This window comes from Acidocella sp., assembly GCF_035535915.1.
Taxonomy (GTDB): Bacteria; Pseudomonadota; Alphaproteobacteria; order Acetobacterales; family Acetobacteraceae; genus Acidocella.
On sequence record NZ_DATLPB010000110.1, the window covers coordinates 1 to 19,262 of the forward strand.

Genomic DNA, 19,262 nt, shown 5'->3' on the forward strand with positions numbered 1-19,262 from the left:
CCCAGCAAATCCGCCGCCGTACGTGCCGTCACGCCAGCCACAAAAAACTCAGCCAGACGATCTTGCTGTTTTTCCGTTAAACGACAGTACCTTAGGTCCATAAAACCATCCTAGATCCGCTCAGGATCTGGGACAGCCCCATAATTTTTGTTATGCTGGACCAGAGGCTGTGTCACCGACAACGCCCATGGCCCAGCATAACAAAGTTTTTTTGCTACTTTTTGTTCACAAAAAGTAGCACTTTCTTGCTTCGCTTCTCTTTGCCTTCTCTTACCGCCTTAGCGCCATCTTGATCGGCCCCTGCGCGCGGCCGTGGGTGAACTGGTCGACCACCGGGTCGGCGGTGGTGAGCAGGTCCGCGGCCGGGCCGGACCAGGAGACGCGGCCCTCATAGAGCATCGCCGCGCGGTCGGCGATGCGTTGCGCGCTCGCCATGTCGTGCGTGATCGAGAGAGAGGTGCTGCCGAGCCGCTTGACGCAATCGACGATCAGCTCGTCGATCACCGCGCCCATGATCGGGTCGAGCCCCGTGGTCGGCTCGTCGAAGAACATGATCGCCGGTTCCGCGGCGATGGCCCGCGCCAGCGCCACGCGCTTCTGCATGCCGCCGGAAAGCTCCGCCGGCGAAAGCGCGCCCACCGAGGCATCCAGCCCGACCTGGGCCAACACCTCGGCCGCCTTGTCCCGCGCCGCCGCCCGGCGGATTTTTTTCCCCGCCAACAGGCCGAACGCGACATTCTCCCAGACCGGCAGGCTGTCGAACAATGCGCCGTTCTGGAACAGCATGCCGATCTGCGCGCGCAATTGCCGGGCGCGGTGGCGCGGCGCCTTCAGCACGTCCTCGCCGTCGATCTCGATGATGCCCGTATCGGGCGTGACCAGGCCGAGAATGCATTTGATCAGCACCGATTTGCCGGTGCCGGAGCCGCCGATCACCACCGTGCCGGTGCCGGGCATGAGATCGAGATCGATCCCATCCAGCACCCGTTTGTCGCCGAACGCCTTCTTGAGCCCGCGAATGCGGAGTTTCGGCTGGGTCATTTGGAGAACAGCACCTGGGTCAAGACATAGTCCAGCGCCAGGATCATGATCGAAGCGCTGACCACCGCCGCGGTGGTGGCGGCGCCCACGCCCTGCGCGCCGCCCCGGGAGCGGTAGCCCTGGAAGCAGCCCATCAGCGCGATGATGAAGCCGAACACCGCCGCCTTGATCAGGCCGGAGATCACGTCGTTGCTGCGCAGATTGGTGAAGGTGCTGATCAGGTACGTGTCCGGGGTAAAGCCGAGTTTCTGCGTGGCGACGAGAAAGCCGCCGAGCACGCCGATAATGTCCGCCAGCACCACCAGCAGCGGCAGCACGATGATCCCGGCCAGCAGCCGCGGCGCCACCAGATATTTCATCGGCTCGGTGGAGAGGGTGGAGAGCGCGTCGATCTGGTCGGTCACGCGCATGGTGCCCAGTTCCGCGGCCATCGCCGCCCCGGCCCGCCCGGCCACCATCAGCCCGGCCAGCACCGGCCCGAGCTCGCGGGTGACCGAGAGCACCACCACGCTGGCGATCGCGCTTTCCGCGCCGAAGCGGGAAAAGCCGGTATAGGATTGCAGCGCAAGCACCATGCCGGTGAACAAAGCGGTGAGCGCCACCACGGGGAGCGAGTAGAAGCCGATCTCCATGAACGCGCGGCCGACCAGGCGGGGATAGAAAGGCGGCCGCCAGATATGCGAGAGGCCGGACAGAGCAAACAGGGTCAACTCGCCCAGCCACGCGAGCATTCCCAGCACCGTGGCCCCGATGCCGGCAACCGGACTCAGCAGAAACTTCATGCGCCGCCATACCGCCGTTGGTAACGGCGCCCCAAAGAGGTGAGGATCTCATAACCGTTGGTGCCGGCTTCCCGGGCCAGTTCGTCCGGCCCGTGCCGGTCCCCGATCAATGTCAGGCGGTCGCCCGGTTGCAGGCCGGGCAGACCGGTGATGTCGAACGTGGTCAGATCCATCGACACCCGGCCTACCAGCGGCACCGGGGTAGCGTCAAAATAAGCGGTGGCGCGGTTGCCGAGCGAGCGATGAAACCCGTCGGCGTAGCCGACGCCGATTGTGGCGATGCGGCTTGGCCGCTGCGCCGTCCAGTCGCCGCCATAACCGACCGATTCGCCGGGCGCGACCTCATGGATCTGCAAAATCGGCGCACTCAGCCGCAGCACCGGCCGCATCGGATTTCTGCCCCTTTCGGTGCCGGGATCGATGCCGTAGAGGGCCGCTCCCGGACGGGCCAGGTCGGACCCGAAGACCGGGCCGAGAAACATGCCGGAGGAATTGGCGAAACTGGTTTTGGCGCCGGGGAACTGCCGCATGGCGGCGGCGAAGGCGGCAGCCTGGCGCGCGTTCATCGGGTCGTCCGGGCTATCGGCGCAGGCCAGATGCGTCATCACATACTCGACCCGGAGCCCGTCCAGCAGCCCCGAATCGTTGCGCAGCCGCGCCAGTTCGAGCGCCGAAAGCCCGAGCCGCGCCAGGCCGGTGTCGACATGCAGAATCACCGGCAGCGCCTCTCCGCGCCGCTGCGCCTCGGCGCGCCACAGCGCCAGCTCGTGCAGCGCGCCACACACGGGCACGATGCCGCGCGCGGAAAATTCCGCCGCCTCGCCGGGCAGAATGCCGTTCAGCACCGCCAGCATGGCGCCCGGCACCAGGACGCGGATGGAAAGCGCCTCGGAAAGATGCGCCGTGAAGAAATGCCGGCAGCCGATGGAGAGCAGCTTGGGCGCCACGTGCGTCGCCCCCAGCCCGTAAGCATCGGCCTTCACCACGCCCGCGGTGTGCCCGGCATGCATGGCGTCCAGCGCCCGCCAGTTGGCGGCAATCGCGTCGAGATCGATTTCCAACAGCGCGGTCACTTCAGATGTTCCCGAGGCATTGCATGTAACTGGTCTGGCATGGCCTCAAGCGGGAGGCAAAGGCGAAGCGCTTCTTTTTGTGAACAAAAAGAAGCAAAAAAACTTTGTTTACTTCAGGCCCGTCCGGTTTCACCGCCTCAGGCCCAGCGTAAACAAAAAGTTTTTGCGGCGCTTTTTTCAAAAAGCGCCTGCTTACTTCCTTTCGCTAAAACGGCGCATCCCGATCATGCACCTGGTCGAGATCGGCGAAGCGGGTGAATTCGCCCTCGAAGAACAAATCGATCTTGCCGGTGGGACCATGGCGCTGCTTGGCGACGATCAGTTCGGCCTTCTGGTACACGGCGGCCATGTCGGATTTCCATTTCTCCATGGCCTCCTGATATTTGTCGTCGCGCTCGAAGGCGGTGATCTTGGGCTCGCGCTGCGCCAGATAATATTCGTCGCGATAGATGAACATCACCATGTCGGCGTCCTGCTCGATCGAGCCGGATTCGCGCAGGTCGGAGAGTTGCGGGCGTTTGTCGTCGCGGCTTTCCACCGAACGGGAGAGCTGGGACAGCGCGATCACCGGCACCGCCAGCTCCTTGGCAATGGCCTTCAAACCCTGCGTGATCTGGCTGATTTCGAGCACGCGGCTCTCCGGCCGTGTCCCCGCGGCCGGGCGCATCAGTTGCAGATAGTCGACGATGACCAGCCCGAGCCCCTGGGTGCGCTGCAACCGGCGGCAGCGCGTGCGCAGCGCCGAGAGGGTGATTGCCGGGGTGTCGTCGATGATGATCGGCACATCGGAAATGTCCCGACTGACCTTCACGAAATTATCGAAATCCCGCGCCGAGATCTCGCCGCGGCGGATTTTGTCCGCCGACACCCGCGCCTCCTCGGCGAGGAGACGCGTGGCGAGCTGGTCGGCGCTCATTTCCAGCGAGAAGACGGCAACGCATTGCTGCGCCAGGGCGTTGGGGTTTTCCACGCGCGCATTGGCCAGCATCGCCTTGGCGGCGCCGAACGCGATCTTAGTCACCAAGGCGGTCTTACCCATGCCGGGACGGCCGGCCAGGATCACGAGGTCGGAGGGGTGCAGACCGCCGGTGCGCTTGTTCAGATCGCGCAGGCCGGTATCGAGCCCCGAGACCGCCCCCTGGTTCTTATAGGCCTTCGAGGCGATGTTGATCGCCTCGGTCAGCGCCTCCTTGAAGGTGAAGCCCTTGCCTTCGCCGCCGCCATTGGTGGCGAGGTTGAACAGGGTCTGCTCGGCGGCCTCGATCTGCCCCGCGCCGTCCAGCTCCGGGTCGGCGCCGAAGGCGCGGTTCACCACCGTCTCGCCGATATCGATCAGCTGTCGGCGCAGCCAGGCGTCGCGGATCACCCGCCCGTAATCGCCGGCATTGATGATGCCGACCATGGAGGAGAGCAGCTGCGCCAGATAGGCGGTACCGCCGACTTCGTTGAGCACGCCGCTATGTTCGAACTCGCCGCGTAGCGTGACCGGGTCGGCGATCTGCCCGGCCTCGCAGCGGCGGGCGATGGCCTGGTAGATGCGGGCATGCACCGGGTCGACGAAATGCTCTTGGGTGAGAAATTCGGAAACCCGCTCATAGGCCTTGTTATTGGCCAGCAGCGCGCCGAGCAGCGCCTGCTCGGCCTGGCTGTTGCTGGGCGGCAGCCGTTGGGAAAGACCGAGAAGTGAGGTATCAATCGAAGTCATCCGATGACACATAAACCATCTCCGCCATCGCTGTCTTCTAGGTCGGGCATTAGACAATGGTTAGACAAGTGGATCACTCCGTGGACAACTTGGCCCCACATTGTGGAAAACCTGTGCATTAACGCGACGTTGTTTCGAATTTTGAGGGAATCAACTGCATGAATGGCGCCGAAGCTCTTGTCCACACCTTGCTCAAGTCTGGGGTCGACACCGTGTTCGCCAACCCCGGCACCAGCGAGATGCATTTCGTCGCAGCACTCGACCGCATCGCAGGACTGCGCTGCGTGCTCTGCCTGGACGAAGCGGTGGCGACCGGTGCGGCCGATGCGTATTACCGCGTCACCGGCAAGCCCGCCGCGACGCTGCTGCATTGCGGACCGGGCCTCGCCAACGGCCTGTCCAATCTGCACAATGCAAGGCGCGCTTTCTCGGGCGTGGTGAACATCGTCGGCGACCAGGCGAACTACCACCGCCCGCTGGACGCGCCGCTGACCGCCGATGTCGAAGGGCTCGCCGCGCCCGTCTCCGCCTTCGTCCACCGCGCCCGCAGTGCCGCGGAAGTGGGGCCAAGCGCCGCCGCCGCGATCGAAGCAGCGCACACCTATCCCGGCCGCGTGGCCACACTGATTCTACCGGCCGACACCGCCTGGGACGAAGGCGGTGTGGTGGCGCAGGCCGCCGCGCCCGCACCGGCCAGGCCGGTTTCCACCCGCGCCGTGGAAACCGCCGCTTCGATGCTCACCAACGGCCTGCCCACCTTGCTGCTGGTCGGCGGCCGCAGCCTGGGCGAAGCGCCGCTGCTGGATGCCTGGCGCATCACACAGCATACCGGAGCGCGGCTGCTGGCCGAACGCTCCACCGCGCGCATCGCCCGCGGCCAGGGGCGCGTGCCGGTCGAACGCGTGCCTTACCCGATCGATGAGGGCATCGCGGCCTTCGCCGGCATCAAACAGATCGTGCTGGTAGACACCGGCGAGCCGGTGTCGTTTTTCGCCTATCCGGACAAGCCCGGCCGGCTCTACCCCACCGCCTGCCAGGTGCATGTGCTGGCCGGGCCGGACCAGGACGGCCCGGCGGCACTGGCCAGCCTGCGCGCCTATCTCGGCACCCCTGCGGTCACCGTGCCCGCCGCCGCGCCGCGCCCCCAAATGGCCGCCGGCGCCGTGACGCCGGAAGGCTTCGCCCAGTCACTCGCCGCGCTGCTGCCGGACAACGCCATCATCATCGACGAGGCGATCTCTTTCGGGCGCGGCTTCTTCGCCAACACGCACGCGGCGCCGAAGCATGACTGGATGATGCTGACCGGCGGCGCGATCGGCGACGGACTGCCGATGAGCGTCGGCGCCGCCGTCGCCGCCCCCGGCCGGCGGGTGGTGGGGCTACAGGCGGACGGCTCCGCGATGTACACTTTGTCCGCGCTCTGGACCCAGGCGCGCGAACATCTGGATATCACCACCATCATCTTCGCCAACCGCAAATATGCCATTTTGCTCGGCGAACTCGCCAATGTCGGCGCCAATCCCGGCCGCACCGCCCTCGACATGATGGACCTGTCCCGCCCCGCGCTGGACTGGTGCCAGCTGGCCGGGGGCATGGGCGTGCCGGCGGCGCGCGCCGCTTCGCTCGACGACCTCAACACCCTGCTGGCCGCGAGCTTCGACCGCTCCGGCCCCTATTTGATCGAACTGATGATATGAATATTCCTTCGAAACGCCGCTTCGACCCTGCTTTGTTCTTTCATCCCGCCAGCGTCGGCCTGAGCGGCGCGGAGACGCCGCTCGGCCAGACCGTGCTCACGCATCTGCGCGCGGGAAATTTCGCCGGCACGATCGCCCTCGAAGACGAGGCGGAGCATGTCGACCTGGCGCTCGTCGCCGACGCGCCGGAAGATGTCGGGGCAGCGCTGAGGCGCCATGCGGCACGCGGCGCGCGCGGCGCGCTCGTGCTCTGCGACACGCCGGACCTGGCGCGCCTCGCCAAAGAGGCCGGCATCCGCGTGCTCGGTCCCCATTCCTACGGCATGGTGCTGCCCGGCCTCGGCCTCAACGCCTCGATTTTCACCCTCACGCCGCCGCGCGGCCGGCTGGCCCTGATTGGCCAGTCGCCGGCACTGGCGCGCACCATCATCGATTGGGCTGTCCCGAACAGCGTCGGCTTCAGCCACATCGTCGGCATCGGCGGCAACAGCGATATCGGTTTCGGCCTGGTGCTGGACCATCTCTCGCGCGATCCGGGCACCACCGCGATCCTGCTGGAGATCGACCGACTGCGCGACCCGAAACTGTTCCACTCGGCTGCCCGCGCCGCGGCCAGGCTGCGCCCGGTGGTGGCCATCGCCCCGGGGGTGCGGCTGCGCGACCGGCAGGGCAATTTGCGCAACACGCTGGAGGCCGCCTTTTCCCGCGCCGGCGTGCTGCTGACCAATTCGATCGGCGAATTGCTCGCCGCCGCGGAAACGCTGACCCGGGTGAAACCGGCGCGCGGCGAGAGCCTGGCCATCATCGGCAACTCATTCGCGGCGAGCCGGCTGGCGGCGGATTTCGCGCTGGACAACGGCATCTCCCTGGCGTCGTTTTCGCCGGAAACACAGCAGGTGCTGGCCATGAGCACGGGCGCGCCACCCCCGCAGACCGGCCTGCTCCATACCGGCGATGTGCCGACCCGGCTCGCCGATCTGGCCGCCTTGCTTTCGTCGGCGCCCGAGGTCGGCGGCATTCTGGTGGTGCATACACCGTCGGGTGGCGATGACAGCGTGGCCATCGAGGCGCTGATCGCCTGCGCGAAGACGGTCACCGTGCCGTTGCTGATCGCCGCGCTCGGCGAGGCCAACGGGCTCGCGCACCGCCACAAGCTGGCGGCGGCGGGGCTGGCCAGCTTCGACTCGCCGGAAGCAGCGATTTCCGGGTTCCGCCATTTGCTGCGCAACCGCGAGAACCGCGCCGCCGCGCGCGAGCTGCCCTCCTCCGCCGTGCTGCGCATGCCACCCAACCAGGCGGCCGCGAAAACGCTGGTCGAACAGGCCTATGAAGCCGGCCAGGAGGCGCTGGTGCAGGACGAAGCGCTGGCGGTGCTCGCCGCCTATCACATCCCGGTGCTGCCGAGCCGGCTTGTCACCACCCCCGCCGAAGCCACCACGGCGGCACGCGAACTCGGCTTTCCCGTGGTGCTCAAGGCGGTGCACCCCAGCATGCCGGTGAACCGGCTGGCCGGCTCGATCGCCCTCGACGTGCCGGACGCCTCGGCCGTGCACCGCACGGTGACGGAAATGCGCACCCGGCTCGCGGCCCAGGACCCGACGCTGGCCACCACTGCGTTCCTGGTGCAGACGCAGGCAAACGGGCGGCCGCTGCGCATCCGCGTCAGCGACCACCCGATCCTGGGGCCGGTCATCGGCTTTGGCGTCGGCGCCGGCGATCCTGAGGATGTCTCCGGTCTCGCCGCCGAATTGCCGCCGCTCAACCTGGTGCTGGCCCGGGCGCTGATCACACGCTCCGCCGCCGCCGCCTCGCTGGCCGCGCATCGCGGCAGCCCGGCGGCCGATCTCGAGGCCGTGGCCGCGACGATCGTGCGCGTGAGCCAGCTCATCATCGACCGGCCGGAGATCCTGGCGCTGGAGCTGGACCCGGTTTTCGCGCACGCACGCGGGGTGGTCGCCGCCAGCGCCCGCATCACCTTGCGCCCGCGAGGCGCCCAGCGGCCGCCGCTGCTGATCTCGCCCTATCCGAGCGAGTTGATCAGCCATTACACGGCCAAGGGCCAGAACTTCCTGCTGCGGCCGATCCGCCCGGAGGATGCCGACGCCCATGCCGCGATGCTCGGTCGCTTCACCGTCGAGGATCTGCGCTACCGCTTCTTCTCGGCGATCCGCAGCATGCCGCCCGAACAAATCAACCGCCTCACGGACATCGACTATGCCCGGGAGATGGCGATCATCGCCGTGCGCGAATCCACCGGCGAGACCGCCGGCACGGCACGGCTGGTGCGCAGCGACACCGACGGCACGCAGGCCGAGTTCGCGGTGGCGGTGGAGCCGGCGGCCAAGGGGCTGGGCCTGGGCACGGCGCTGATGCGCGCGGTGCTCGACTGGGGCCGAGCCCAGGGCGTCGCCGACGTCTCCGGCCAGATCCTGGCCGACAACGCGCCGATGCTCGCTTTCGTCCAGCGGCTCGGCTTCACCCTCGCGCATATCCCGGGCGAGACCGACTTGATGGAGGCCAGGCTGACGCTGAGCTAAGCCCAAGAGAAAGGAAGGCAAGCGCTTCTTTTTGTGAACAAAAAGAAGCAAAAAAACTTTGATTACTCTGGGTCATGGGCGTTGGCGTCGACACAGCCCATGCCCTCCAGGGCTATTCCAACGGTGCTACGCACCGCCGGAACCTTCAGCCCCTCCGCCCAGCGTCACAAAAGTTTTTGCGCCGCTTTTTTCAAAAAGCGGCTGCTTCCTTCCCTTGCCAATCGCGCCGATTCGTGCGACAGGCTCGCCTCCCCTGCCGGGTGCGTGGCATCGCGCCCGGCTATTGCTCGTCCCGCTCATGGGAGGTCCAGACCTGGACCGGAGCTGAAAACCAACCGAAGGGAGCACATATGCCGTTATATGAAACTGTGGTGATTGCCCGCAGCGAAATCACCCAGGCACAGGCCGACGCCGTCGCCGATGCCGTGATCGCGCAGCTGGAAGTTGACGGCGGTGCCGTCAAGAAGCGCGAATATTGGGGTCTGCGCAACCTCGCCTACCGCGTCAAAAAGAACCGCAAGGGCCATTACGTGCTGCTTGGCCTCGACGCCCAGCCGACCGCCATTCGGGAAATGGAGCGCCAGCTCAGCCTGAATGAAGACGTGCTGCGTTTCATGACCGTGCGCGTCGACGAAATCTCCGAGGAGCCCTCGGTGATCCTGTCCCGCAAATCCGACGACCGCGAGCGGACCTTCCGTGGGCCGAAGCCGGCCGGGCGCTTTGAGAGCGGCCGCAAGCGCGGCTTCGATGAACGCGAGGAATTCCGCGCACGCGACGAGTTCCGCGCCGACCGTGACGATTACAGCGTCGAGGAGGAAGGCTGATGTCCGAAACCACCGAACTGAACCCGGCGGCGCGCCGCCCGGCCGTGGGCGCCCGCCGCCCGTTTTTCCGCCGCAAGAAGTCCTGCCCGTTCTCGGGTCCGGGCGCGCCGGCGATCGACTACAAAGACGTGCGTCTGCTGTCCCGCTTCCTCTCCGAACGCGGCAAGATCGTTCCGTCTCGCATCACCGCGGTGTCCGGCAAGAAGCAGCGTGAGCTGGCGAAGGCCATCAAGCGTGCGCGCTTCCTGGCGCTGCTGCCCTACGTGCTGACCTAAGGGAGACAGGACCATGGCAGCTGTTGAACTGATTCTGCTCCAGCGCGTCGAGAAGCTCGGCCAGATGGGCGAAGTCGTGAAAGTGAAGCCCGGCTACGCGCGCAACTATCTGTTGCCGCAGGCCAAGGCCGTGCGCGCCACCAAGGCGAACCGCGAGCGTTTCGAACGTGAACGCGTCCATCTCGAGGCGCAGAACCTGAAGCGTCGCGACGAGGCCGAGCGCGTCGCCGAACGCGTGCAGGGCCTCAGCGTCACGCTGATCCGCCAGGCCTCCGAGTCCGGCGCGCTGTACGGTTCGGTCTCGAGCCGCGACATCGCCGAAGCCAGCACCGTCGCGGGCCTCGCCATCGAGCGTTCGCAGGTCGTGCTCAACCACCCGATCAAGATGCTGGGCATCGCCGCGGTGCGCGTTGCGTTGCACCCGGAAGTCATCATCGACGTGAAGGTGAACGTGGCCCGCTCTCTCGAAGAAGCCGAGAAGCAGGCGCGCGGCGAGGCGATCACTGCCGAGCCGGAAGAGCGTCCGGAACTGGGCCCGCTCTTCGGTGAGGAAGAGGCCCCGGCCGAGCAGGCCTAGAGCCGGATGATTTTAGATCGAATCGCGTAGCGATCCGCTCTAAAATCTGAATCCGCCTCTAGATAGATAGCTTAGAGCTCTACCGGTCGTTTCGATCGGCATATTAAATAGAACGGCCCCTGCACGAAATGCAGGGGCCGTTCCCGTTTCAGGGTCTTTTTTTTTATCAGCGTGACACTTAATTACGTGCAGGTTACCTGGTGACCGTTGACCAATCGAACGGAGAGAGACGTGGCTTGGCTCTTCAAGAATTTGCTGGACAGGATGTTAGCTGGCGCGATTCGCCGCGGCGGCTTCCAGGTCGTCTGGCCCGATGGATCGCAGAGCCATTACGGTAACGCCGCCGGCACCCAGACGGGCATTCGGATCACCAGCAACGCCGCGTTGCGCCGCCTGGCGCTGAATCCGGGCATGGCGGTCGGCGAATGCTATATGGACGGCACGCTGGTGCCGGTGAGCGGGTCGATCCACGACGTGCTGGTCGTGCTGATGGACAACACCAACGATTACAAAATCCCGGCGCTGGAGTTCAACGCCAAGTTCCTGCGCGTCCTGCGCCCGCTTTTGCAGGCCAACAACGCGGTGCGCTCGAAGAACAATGTCGCGCACCATTATGACCTGAACGGCCAGCTCTATTCGCTGTTCCTCGACCAGGACCGGCAATATTCCTGCGCCTATTTCGCGCGTGGCGATGAAACCCTGGAAGAAGCGCAGATCGCCAAGAAGCGCCATATCGCGGCGAAGCTGAAACTCGACCGCCCGGATCTGGAAGTGCTGGACATCGGCTGCGGCTGGGGTGGCATGGCGCTGACGCTGGCCCAGGAGTTCGGCGCCCGCGTCACCGGCATCACCCTCTCCGAGGAGCAGCTGGCCGCGGCCAAGGCCCGCGCCGCCGCCGCCGGCCTCAGCGACCGCGTGAAATTCGAGCTGGTCGATTATCGGGCGATGCAGCGCCAGTTCGACCGCATCGTTTCGGTCGGCATGTTCGAACATGTCGGCGTGCCGAATTACCAGGCCTTCTTCGAAACCGTGAAACGCTGCCTGAAGCCGGACGGCGTGATGCTGCTGCACTCGATCGGCCGGTTCGACGGGCCGGGCGCCACCAATAGCTGGATCGCCAAATATATTTTCCCCGGCGGCTACTCGCCGGCGCTGTCGGAAGTCCTGGGGCCGCTGGAGCGCGCGGGGCTGCGCACCACGGATATCGAAATCCTGCGCCTGCATTACGCGATGACGCTGGCGCATTGGCGCCGCCGCTTCGCCGCCAACCGCGCCACCATCGCCGCTTTGTACGATGAGCGCTTCTGCCGGATGTTCGAGTTCTACCTTTCCGGTTCCGAACTCTCCTTCCGCCTGTCCGATCACATGAACTTCCAGATCCAGATGGTGCGCGACCAGAATGCCGTGCCGCTGGCCCGCGACTACATGTTCGAAACCGAACGCGCCGCGAACCGGCTTTCCGCCGCCGCGGAGTAGAAAGAAAGCAGCCGCTTTTAGAGCGCGATGATACATCGCGCTCTAACTTATTTATCTGGAGGCGGATTCAGATTTTAGAGCGGATCGCTACGCGATCCGCTCTAAAATCATCCGCCTCCGGAAAAAAGCGGCGCAAAAACTTTTTTGAGTCTGGGCCTGTGACGTTGCAACGGCACGGGGCCGCTCTACACTCGGGGGCATGAACCTGTTTCCCTGGTCGAAACCGAAAATCCCCGTCCTCGTGCTGCGCGGCATCATCGCCGCCCGGCCGGGGATGATCAATCTCAGCGCCTACACCGCGCCGATTGAACGCGGCTTCCAGCTTGCGAAAAAATCCAGACATCTGCTGCTGGCGATCGAGAGCCCCGGCGGTTCGGCGGCACAGTCTGACCTGATCGGCCAGTTCATCCGCCGCAAGGCCGTGGAGAGCGGGGTAAACGTGACCGCGGTGATCGGCGATGTCGGCGCCTCGGGCGGCTATTGGCTCGCCTGCGCCGCGGACAAGATCTACGCCAACCGCCTCTCCATCGTCGGCTCGATCGGCGTGATCACCGGCGGGTTCGGACTCGACAAATTCATCGCGCGGCACGGCATCGAACGCCGGTTGTTCACCGCGGGGGAAAACAAGGCGCGGATGGAAATGTTCTCGCCGCTGCGCCCCGAAGACGCGGAATTCACCCGCGACCTCCTGGAAGAGGCCCATGGCATGTTCAAAGCCTGGGTGCGCGAGCGGCGCGGCGCGCGGCTCACCGCTGACGAAACGAAAATATTCGACGGCGGCTATATGAGCGGCGCCCGCGCCAAGGAACTGGGGCTGATCGACGGGCTCGCCGATATCGACACGCTGGTGAAGGAACTCGGCGGCAAGAAAGCCCGGCCGGTCTGGCTGCACCCGCGCCCCCCACGCGGCCTGCTGCGCCTGATCACCCGTACAGCCGTGGAATCGGCGCTCGACGTGGCCGAGGAACGCATCTACGTGCCCGGGCTGCGATAAGAAGGAAAGCAGCCGCTTTTTGAAAAAAGCGGCGCAAAAACTTTCTTTAAACTGGGCCTGAGGCGGTGAAACCGCACGGGCCCAAAGTTAGCAAAGTTTTTTTGCTACTTTTTGTTCACAAAAAGTAGCGCTTCCTTTCTCTCCTTGCCTACCGCCACACCGTCAGCAGCGCGATCAGCACCAGCACCAAAACGGTCAGCGCCACATTGCCGGCCAGGAATTTCGTGAACGCGTCCCAGCCCCGTTTGGAGGCGTTGTTCATGTCTTCCACGGTCGGCAGGGTCGAAGATGAACCCTGGTTGGTTTCAGTCGCCATTCATTGATCCCCCGGCTTATTTTTCGTTGCGCCAGCCGGAGCATGAGCGTTGCGCGCGTCGGTTTCAAGCCAAAACAGCCGCGCTACGGCGTCACCGTCCGGGCCAGTTTCGCCAAAGCGGCGGGGTAGAGGAGATGCTCCTGGGCGAGCACGCGGGCGGCCAGGCTCGCTTCCGTGTCGCCGGCCAGCACCGGCACCTCGGTTTGGGCGACGATCGGCCCTTCATCCATGCCGTCGGTCACCAGATGCACGGTGCAGCCATGCCGCGCCTCGCCTGCGGCCAGCACACGGGCGTGCGTGTCCAGCCCTTTATAGGCGGGCAGCAGGCTGGGATGGATGTTGAGCATGCGCCCGGACCAGCGATTGACCAGCCAGGGGGTGAGGATGCGCATATAGCCGGCGAGGCAGACGATGGCGATGTCCCGCTCCCGCAGCATTGCGTCGAGGGCGCGCTCATGCGCCTCGCGGTCGCGGCCGAAGGGCTTGCTGGGAATCGCCTGCGCCATCACGCCGTACCCGCGCGCAATGTCCAGCCCCGCCGCCTCCGGCTTGTTGGACAGCACCAGCGCGATCTCGGCCGGGTAATCCGGCGCCTTTGCGGCGTCCAGCAAGGCTTGCATGTTCGAGCCGCGGCCGGAGATCAGCACCGCGACGCGCGGCCTTACGCTCATGCGAACAGGCGTTCCGTGCCCGAAATCTCGATGCCCGGGCGGTCGGTGACCTGGCCGAGACGAAAGGGGGTCTCGCCCTGCTGGCGCAGCAGCTTCATCGCCGCTTCGGCGTCGGAAACGATGAGGGTCATGCCGACACCGCAATTGAACACGCGCAGCATCTCTTCCGGCGCGACATTGCCAGCACGGGCGAGCCAGGGGAAGATGGCCGGCATCTCCCACGGCCCGTTGAGCAATGCGCCGCAGGACTCGGGCAGCGCGCGGGGCAGGTTCCCAGGCAGGCCGCCGCCGGTGATGTGCGCAGCGCCCTTCAGCAGCCCGGCCTGATGCAGCGCCAGCATCGACCGCACATAGATCCGCGTCGGCGTCATGAGGATTTCCGCCAATGTCTTGCCGGGCGCAAACGGCGCGGCTTGGTGCCAGTCGAGCCCCGCCAGGGCGACGATCTTGCGCACCAGGGAAAACCCGTTGGAATGCACCCCCGAGGAAGGCAGGCCGATAATCGCGTCGCCCGGGCCGACATTGGCCGGCAGCAGCTTGCCGCGCTCGGCCGCGCCCACGGCAAAGCCGGCGAGGTCATAGTCGCCTTTGGCATACATGCCCGGCATTTCCGCCGTCTCGCCGCCAACCAGGGCACAGTCGGAGATGCGGCAGCCCTCGGCGATGCCGGCGATCACGCGCTGCGCCGCCGTCACCTCCAGCGCGCCGGTGGCGTAATAATCCAGGAAGAACATCGGGGCCGCGCCCTGCACCACGAGATCGTTGACGCACATCGCCACCAGATCGATGCCGACATGGTCATGAATGCCGGTCTCAATGGCGATTTTCAGCTTGGTGCCGACGCCGTCCGTGGTGGAGACCAGAACCGGATCCGTGAAGCCCGCGGCTTTGAGATCGAACAGCGCGCCGAAGCCGCCGAGACCGCCCATCACCCCGGCGCGGACCGTCGCTTTCGCCAATGGCTTGATCGCCTCAACAAGGGCGTCGCCCGCCTCGATATCCACGCCCGCATCGCGGTACGTCACGCTGGTCATATCAGCCTCCGATGCGCTAAGCCAATGTCATGACTTCGCAGTTTGCTGTCCAAATTCAGCCGCGTTTCAACACAGGCAGGCGCGGCGCGCAATCACCGGCCGCGCTTCCGGCGCCAATTCTTCGCCCATGGTGAACGGGTCGCAGCCAAACAACCTGTCGGCGCACAAGACGCAGTGGCAGCGCATCGCCCTGGTGGCGGTGGTGCTGCTGGTGCTGTGGGAACTTCTGCGCCTGTTCTCCTCGATCCTCATGCCCTTCGTGGTGGCGGCGGGACTGGCGTATTTTCTCGACCCCGCGGTGACCCGGCTGGAGCGGATCGGCCTCAAGCGCCCGCTTGGCACCTTCCTGCTGCTGATCGCCGTGATCATGGCCGGCGTGCTGTTCATTCTGCTGCTTTATCCGGTGATCGCCGCCCAGGCGGCGGCGCTGGTCAGCAACCTGCCAAGCTATATCAAGACGGCGCAGAACACTTTCGGCCATCTCCTCGCCGTGGTTCAGATGCGGCTCGGTCCCGGGCTGATCAGCCAGAAGCTGCGCGACATCGCCGCCAACCAGGCCGGCACGATCGTCTCCTTCTTCGGCACCGCCGCCACCCGTATCATCGGCAGCGGCTTCGCGGTGGTGAACATCCTCACTTTGCTGATCATCACGCCGATCGTCACCTTCTACTTCCTGCGTGACTGGCCGGCGATCATCCGCCATGTCGATAGCTGGCTGCCGCGCCCCTATGAGGCGGTGATCCGCGCCCAGGCGATCGAGGTGAACCGCATCCTGGCCGCCTGGATCCGCGGCCAGGCGATCTGCTGCCTGGTTCTGGCGCTGGTCTATGCGGTCGGGCTGACCATCGTCGGGCTGGAACAAGGCCTGGTTGTCGGGCTCGCCGCCGGGTTCCTGTCCTTCATCCCCTATGTCGGCACGCTGTTCGGCGCCGTCACGGCGATTCTGCTGGCGCTCAGCCAGGCGCCGGGCTGGCACAGCGTGATTTCCGTGGTCGCCGTGTTCGCCTTCGGCCAGGCCCTCAATGATTATGTGATCCAACCGCGCTTTCTCGGCGACCGCGTTGGGCTGCCGGCGGTGTGGGTGATCTTCTCGCTGTTCGCCGGCGGGGCGGCGTTCGGCTTTCTCGGCGTGATGCTGGCGGTGCCGGTCACCGCGACGCTCGGCGTGCTGGCCCGCTTCTGGCTGCGCCGCTATTTGCACAGCCCGCTTTATCTGGACGCCCCGCCATCGTGAGGCAGCTGACTTTGCCGTTCCTGGAAATGCAGGGGTTCGCGGCGGAAGATTTTTGCGGCGCGCCCTCCAATGCGCTGGCGCGGGACTGGCTGGAGCGGCCGCAAAGCTGGAGCAATGGAAGGCTGGTGCTGTGGGGCGAAGCCGGCTGCGGCAAGACGCATCTGCTGCATATCTGGGCCGCCGCGCATGGGGCCACGAAACTCGACGGCGGCACGCTGCACGGGCTCATCCGCCCGGCCGGCCCGGTCGCCGTGGACGATGCGGACATCGTCCCCGACCCGCGCACGCTGTTGCATTTGCTCAACGGCGCCGCCGAGGAGGGGTTCCCCGTGCTGATGACGGCGCGCACGCCGCCCGCACGGCAATCCTACAAGCTCGCCGATCTTGGCAGCCGGCTGCGCGCCTCCGAGGTGGTGGAAATCCGCGCCCCGGAGGATGAATTGCTGGCGCTACTGCTGACCCGGCTGACGGCGGAACGGCAGCTCGCGCTCGGCATCGCGGTGCGCAACTATCTGCTGACCCATTTGCCGCGCACCGCCGCCGCGATGCGCGAGGCGGTGGCCCGGCTGGACCGCGTCGCCTTCGACCGCGGCGCCCGGCTGACCCGTGCTTTGGCGGCGGAATTGCTCCAGGATCTTGGAGAAGACCTTCGACAAGATCTTTGACCTAATTCTTGCAACATTCTCGCAACGGTCTTCTTGCAACGGGGACGGACATCTTTGCAACGGCGACGTACCGACTTAGGCTGACCTCCGACCCATTGATTCGCCGCGCCGGACGGACGACGGCAACCGCTCATAGGACGCCGCCATGGACCAGACCACGCCCCTGCCTTTTCCCGAGGTCGCCAAGGACAGCCCCGCCCGCTTCATTAACCGCGAGCTGTCCTGGCTGGACTTCAATTTCCGGGTCGTTTCCGAGGCCGAGAACGCGCATCATCCGCTGCTGGAGCGGCTGCGCTTCGTCTCCATCAGCGCATCGAATCTCGACGAATTCTACTCGGTCCGCGTCGCCGGGCTGATCGGCCAGGCCCGCGCCGGCGTGCTGGAACGCTCGGCCGACGGCGCTACGCCGGCCCAGCAATTGCTGGCGATCAACGCCCGCGCGCGCGAGCTGATGATCGCCCAGCAGGCCGCCTTCACCCAGGTCCGCACGCTCCTGGCGCAGGCCGGCATGGTCATTTACGGCGCCGCGCAACTCGCCCTCGACGATGCGAATTTCCTCGACAATTATTTCATGGAGCGGGTCTTTCCGGTGCTCACGCCCCTGGCCGTGGACCCCGCGCACCCGTTCCCCTTCATCCCCAACATGGGCCTGGTGATGGCCCTGAAGCTGACGCGCGACGACGATCACGGCCAGATGTCGGCGCTGATCCCGATGCCCGCCCAGGTCGAGCGCTTCGTGCGCCTGCCGAAGGTCGACGGCAAGCCGATCCGCTTCATCATGCTCGAGGAGCTGATGGGGATTTTCATGCACCGGCTGTTCCCCGGCTTCCAGGTGCAGGGCTCGGGCCTGTTCCGGCTGATCCGCGATACCGACGTGGAGTTCGAGGAGGAAGCCGAGGACCTGGTGCAATCCTACGAGACCGCGCTGAAGCGGCGGCGGCGCGGCGTCGCCATCCAGCTCACGGTGCAGGCCGACATGCCGGACGATCTGCGCGACCTGGTGATCGACGCGATCGATGCGCCCGCCGACGGGGTCACGACCGAGACCGGCATTATCGGCCTGGTGGACGTGAAGCAGATGATCGTCGACGACCGGCCGGACCTGCTTTTCCCGCCGTACACCGCGCGCTTCCCCGAGCGCATCCGCGACTTTGGCGGCGACTGCTTCGCGGCGATCCGTTCCAAGGACATTCTCGTCCACCATCCGTTCGAAAGCTTCGACGTGGTGGTGCAGTTTCTGCGTCAGGCGGCGGCCGATCCGGCGGTGGTGGCGGTGAAGCAGACGCTCTACCGCACCAGCCGCGATTCACCGATCGTCAAGGCGCTGATCGAGGCGGCGGAGGCCGGAAAATCGGTGACCGCGATGGTCGAATTGCGCGCGCGCTTCGACGAGGAAGCGAATATCCGCCTCGCCCGCTCGATGGAAGCCGCCGGCGTGCAGGTGGTGTTCGGCTTCGTCGGCCTGAAGACGCACGCGAAAATGTCCTACGTGGTGCGGCGCGAGAGCGGCAGCCTGCGGGCCTACGCGCATTTCGGCACCGGCAACTACCACCCGATCACGGCGCGGATCTATACCGACCTCTCCTTCTTCACCTGCGACCCGTCGCTCACGCGCGACGCCGCCCGGCTGTTCAACTACATGACCGGCTACGCCAGGCCGGAAGAGATGGAACAACTCGCCTTCTCGCCTTTGACCATCCGCAAGACCCTCGGCGCGCTGATCGAAGCCGAGATCGCCAACGCCCAGGCCGGCAAGCCGTCCGGCATCTGGCTGAAAATGAACTCGCTGGTGGACGACCGGCTGATCGATCAGCTCTACGAGGCCTCACGCGCCGGCGTGCCGATCGACATCGTCGTGCGCGGCATCTGCTGCCTGCGGCCGGGCGTACCCGGCCTCTCCGAGACGATCCGGGTGAAATCCATCGTCGGGCGCTTCCTCGAACATTCGCGCATCTGCGTGTTCGCCGACGGCCACGCTTTGCCTTCGCGGGAAAACAAAGTGTTCATGTCCAGCGCCGACTGGATGGCGCGCAACATGGACGGGCGCGTGGAAACCTTCGTGCCGATCCATAACCCGACCGTGCATGCGCAGATTCTCGACCAGATCATGGTGGTGAATCTGCGCGACGACGCGCAATCCTCAGAATTGCGGCCGGACGGCAGCTGGGTGCGCGTGACCCCGGGCGATCCGCCCGCCTCGGCGCATGAGTATTTCATGACCAACCCGTCTTTGTCCGGGCGCGGCTCGGCGCTGCATGGCGGGCTGCAGCCGGAACGGACGCGCGGGCGCTATAAGCGGCGGGTCGATTAGGAAGCGAGCAAGTAAGAAGCCGCTTTTTAAAAAAAGCGGCGCAAAAATTT

General features: G+C 65.7%; 17 protein-coding genes and 1 pseudogene. 10 read left to right on the forward strand and 8 right to left on the reverse strand.

The features are described from left to right. The 5 genes and pseudogenes from VNC39_RS14540 to VNC39_RS14560 all read right to left on the reverse strand — a co-directional run. Positions 1-101 (reverse strand): annotated as a pseudogene (locus VNC39_RS14540) (IS1595 family transposase); the annotation flags it as partial. 169 nt (positions 102-270) lie between these two features. Continuing rightward, positions 271-1,041: an ABC transporter ATP-binding protein gene (locus VNC39_RS14545; protein ID WP_325400369.1), complete on the reverse strand. Its 771-nt coding sequence runs from the start codon at positions 1,039-1,041 to the stop codon at positions 271-273. Further along, complete coding sequence (locus VNC39_RS14550) at positions 1,038-1,823, reverse strand: MlaE family ABC transporter permease (RefSeq protein ID WP_325400370.1); 786 nt, start codon at positions 1,821-1,823, stop codon at positions 1,038-1,040. The genes VNC39_RS14545 and VNC39_RS14550 overlap by 4 nt, the downstream gene beginning before the upstream one ends. Continuing rightward, entirely contained in the window at positions 1,820-2,896 is a 1,077-nt protein-coding gene (alr, locus tag VNC39_RS14555; protein WP_325400371.1) for an alanine racemase, read from the reverse strand. The genes VNC39_RS14550 and alr overlap by 4 nt, the downstream gene beginning before the upstream one ends. 205 nt (positions 2,897-3,101) lie before the next feature. Further along, positions 3,102-4,601 carry a replicative DNA helicase gene (locus VNC39_RS14560; RefSeq protein ID WP_325400372.1) on the reverse strand — a complete coding sequence of 500 codons (1,500 nt, stop codon included), beginning with the start codon at positions 4,599-4,601 and terminating at the stop codon, positions 3,102-3,104. Between the two features lie 158 nt (positions 4,602-4,759). Between VNC39_RS14560 and VNC39_RS14565 the strand changes: the two genes are divergently transcribed. The 7 genes from VNC39_RS14565 to VNC39_RS14595 all read left to right on the forward strand — a co-directional run bounded on the left by VNC39_RS14565 (position 4,760) and on the right by VNC39_RS14595 (position 12,981). Beyond that, positions 4,760-6,298: an acetolactate synthase large subunit gene (locus VNC39_RS14565; protein WP_325400373.1), complete on the forward strand. Its 1,539-nt coding sequence runs from the start codon at positions 4,760-4,762 to the stop codon at positions 6,296-6,298. Continuing rightward, complete coding sequence (locus VNC39_RS14570) at positions 6,295-8,835, forward strand: bifunctional acetate--CoA ligase family protein/GNAT family N-acetyltransferase (RefSeq protein WP_325400374.1); 2,541 nt, start codon at positions 6,295-6,297, stop codon at positions 8,833-8,835. Before VNC39_RS14565 ends, VNC39_RS14570 begins: the two co-directional genes overlap by 4 nt. A 350-nt stretch (positions 8,836-9,185) precedes the next feature. After that, positions 9,186-9,659, forward strand: coding sequence for a 30S ribosomal protein S6 (gene rpsF / locus VNC39_RS14575; RefSeq protein WP_325400375.1), 474 nt, complete (start codon positions 9,186-9,188; stop codon positions 9,657-9,659). Further along, positions 9,659-9,934 carry a 30S ribosomal protein S18 gene (gene rpsR, locus VNC39_RS14580; RefSeq protein WP_325400376.1) on the forward strand — a complete coding sequence of 92 codons (276 nt, stop codon included), beginning with the start codon at positions 9,659-9,661 and terminating at the stop codon, positions 9,932-9,934. Before rpsF ends, rpsR begins: the two co-directional genes overlap by 1 nt. 13 nt (positions 9,935-9,947) lie before the next feature. Then, positions 9,948-10,511, forward strand: coding sequence for a 50S ribosomal protein L9 (rplI, locus tag VNC39_RS14585; protein WP_325400377.1), 564 nt, complete (start codon positions 9,948-9,950; stop codon positions 10,509-10,511). A gap of 264 nt (positions 10,512-10,775) precedes the next feature. Then, positions 10,776-11,987, forward strand: coding sequence for a cyclopropane-fatty-acyl-phospholipid synthase family protein (locus tag VNC39_RS14590; RefSeq protein ID WP_325400405.1), 1,212 nt, complete (start codon positions 10,776-10,778; stop codon positions 11,985-11,987). Positions 11,988-12,186: 199 nt separating this feature from the next. Beyond that, a complete protein-coding gene (locus tag VNC39_RS14595; RefSeq protein WP_325400378.1) occupies positions 12,187-12,981 on the forward strand; it encodes a S49 family peptidase in 795 nt (264 codons plus the stop codon). 148 nt (positions 12,982-13,129) lie between these two features. Here the strand turns inward: VNC39_RS14595 and VNC39_RS14600 are convergent, their stop codons facing one another. From VNC39_RS14600 to purM, 3 genes are all read right to left on the reverse strand, one after another. After that, entirely contained in the window at positions 13,130-13,297 is a 168-nt protein-coding gene (locus VNC39_RS14600; protein ID WP_325400379.1) for a hypothetical protein, read from the reverse strand. An 83-nt stretch (positions 13,298-13,380) separates the two neighbouring features. Beyond that, the gene (gene purN, locus VNC39_RS14605; RefSeq protein WP_325400380.1) at positions 13,381-13,968 is read right to left on the reverse strand and encodes a phosphoribosylglycinamide formyltransferase; all 588 of its coding nucleotides are present in this window, start codon (positions 13,966-13,968) and stop codon (positions 13,381-13,383) included. Further along, positions 13,965-15,002: a phosphoribosylformylglycinamidine cyclo-ligase gene (purM, locus tag VNC39_RS14610; RefSeq protein WP_325400381.1), complete on the reverse strand. Its 1,038-nt coding sequence runs from the start codon at positions 15,000-15,002 to the stop codon at positions 13,965-13,967. Before purM ends, purN begins: the two co-directional genes overlap by 4 nt. Before the next feature lie 127 nt (positions 15,003-15,129). Here purM and VNC39_RS14615 point away from each other — a divergent pair, with 127 nt between their 5' ends. The 3 genes from VNC39_RS14615 (at position 15,130) to VNC39_RS14625 (ending at position 19,212) form a co-directional block, all read left to right on the forward strand. Then, positions 15,130-16,236 (forward strand): AI-2E family transporter, encoded by a 1,107-nt coding sequence (locus tag VNC39_RS14615; protein WP_325400382.1) that lies wholly within the window; start codon positions 15,130-15,132, stop codon positions 16,234-16,236. After that, positions 16,233-16,901, forward strand: coding sequence for a chromosomal replication initiator DnaA (locus VNC39_RS14620; protein WP_325400383.1), 669 nt, complete (start codon positions 16,233-16,235; stop codon positions 16,899-16,901). The genes VNC39_RS14615 and VNC39_RS14620 overlap by 4 nt, the downstream gene beginning before the upstream one ends. A gap of 145 nt (positions 16,902-17,046) precedes the next feature. After that, entirely contained in the window at positions 17,047-19,212 is a 2,166-nt protein-coding gene (locus tag VNC39_RS14625; RefSeq protein ID WP_325400384.1) for an RNA degradosome polyphosphate kinase, read from the forward strand. Positions 19,213-19,262 lie beyond the last annotated feature (50 nt).

What these genes read in the sequence shown, in the direction of transcription:
- VNC39_RS14545 (WP_325400369.1), bottom strand. Translation starts at nt 1,041, where the DNA reads ATGACCCAGCCGAAACTCCGCATTCGCGGGCTCAAGAAGGCGTTCGGC.
- VNC39_RS14550 (WP_325400370.1), bottom strand. Translation starts at nt 1,823, where the DNA reads ATGAAGTTTCTGCTGAGTCCGGTTGCCGGCATCGGGGCCACGGTGCTG.
- VNC39_RS14560 (WP_325400372.1), bottom strand. Translation starts at nt 4,601, where the DNA reads ATGACTTCGATTGATACCTCACTTCTCGGTCTTTCCCAACGGCTGCCG.
- VNC39_RS14565 (WP_325400373.1), top strand. Translation starts at nt 4,760, where the DNA reads ATGAATGGCGCCGAAGCTCTTGTCCACACCTTGCTCAAGTCTGGGGTC.
- VNC39_RS14570 (WP_325400374.1), top strand. Translation starts at nt 6,295, where the DNA reads ATGAATATTCCTTCGAAACGCCGCTTCGACCCTGCTTTGTTCTTTCAT.
- rpsF (WP_325400375.1), top strand. Translation starts at nt 9,186, where the DNA reads ATGCCGTTATATGAAACTGTGGTGATTGCCCGCAGCGAAATCACCCAG.
- rpsR (WP_325400376.1), top strand. Translation starts at nt 9,659, where the DNA reads ATGTCCGAAACCACCGAACTGAACCCGGCGGCGCGCCGCCCGGCCGTG.
- rplI (WP_325400377.1), top strand. Translation starts at nt 9,948, where the DNA reads ATGGCAGCTGTTGAACTGATTCTGCTCCAGCGCGTCGAGAAGCTCGGC.
- VNC39_RS14590 (WP_325400405.1), top strand. Translation starts at nt 10,776, where the DNA reads ATGTTAGCTGGCGCGATTCGCCGCGGCGGCTTCCAGGTCGTCTGGCCC.
- VNC39_RS14595 (WP_325400378.1), top strand. Translation starts at nt 12,187, where the DNA reads ATGAACCTGTTTCCCTGGTCGAAACCGAAAATCCCCGTCCTCGTGCTG.
- VNC39_RS14600 (WP_325400379.1), bottom strand. Translation starts at nt 13,297, where the DNA reads ATGGCGACTGAAACCAACCAGGGTTCATCTTCGACCCTGCCGACCGTG.
- purN (WP_325400380.1), bottom strand. Translation starts at nt 13,968, where the DNA reads ATGAGCGTAAGGCCGCGCGTCGCGGTGCTGATCTCCGGCCGCGGCTCG.
- purM (WP_325400381.1), bottom strand. Translation starts at nt 15,002, where the DNA reads ATGACCAGCGTGACGTACCGCGATGCGGGCGTGGATATCGAGGCGGGC.
- VNC39_RS14615 (WP_325400382.1), top strand. Translation starts at nt 15,130, where the DNA reads ATGGTGAACGGGTCGCAGCCAAACAACCTGTCGGCGCACAAGACGCAG.
- VNC39_RS14625 (WP_325400384.1), top strand. Translation starts at nt 17,047, where the DNA reads ATGGACCAGACCACGCCCCTGCCTTTTCCCGAGGTCGCCAAGGACAGC.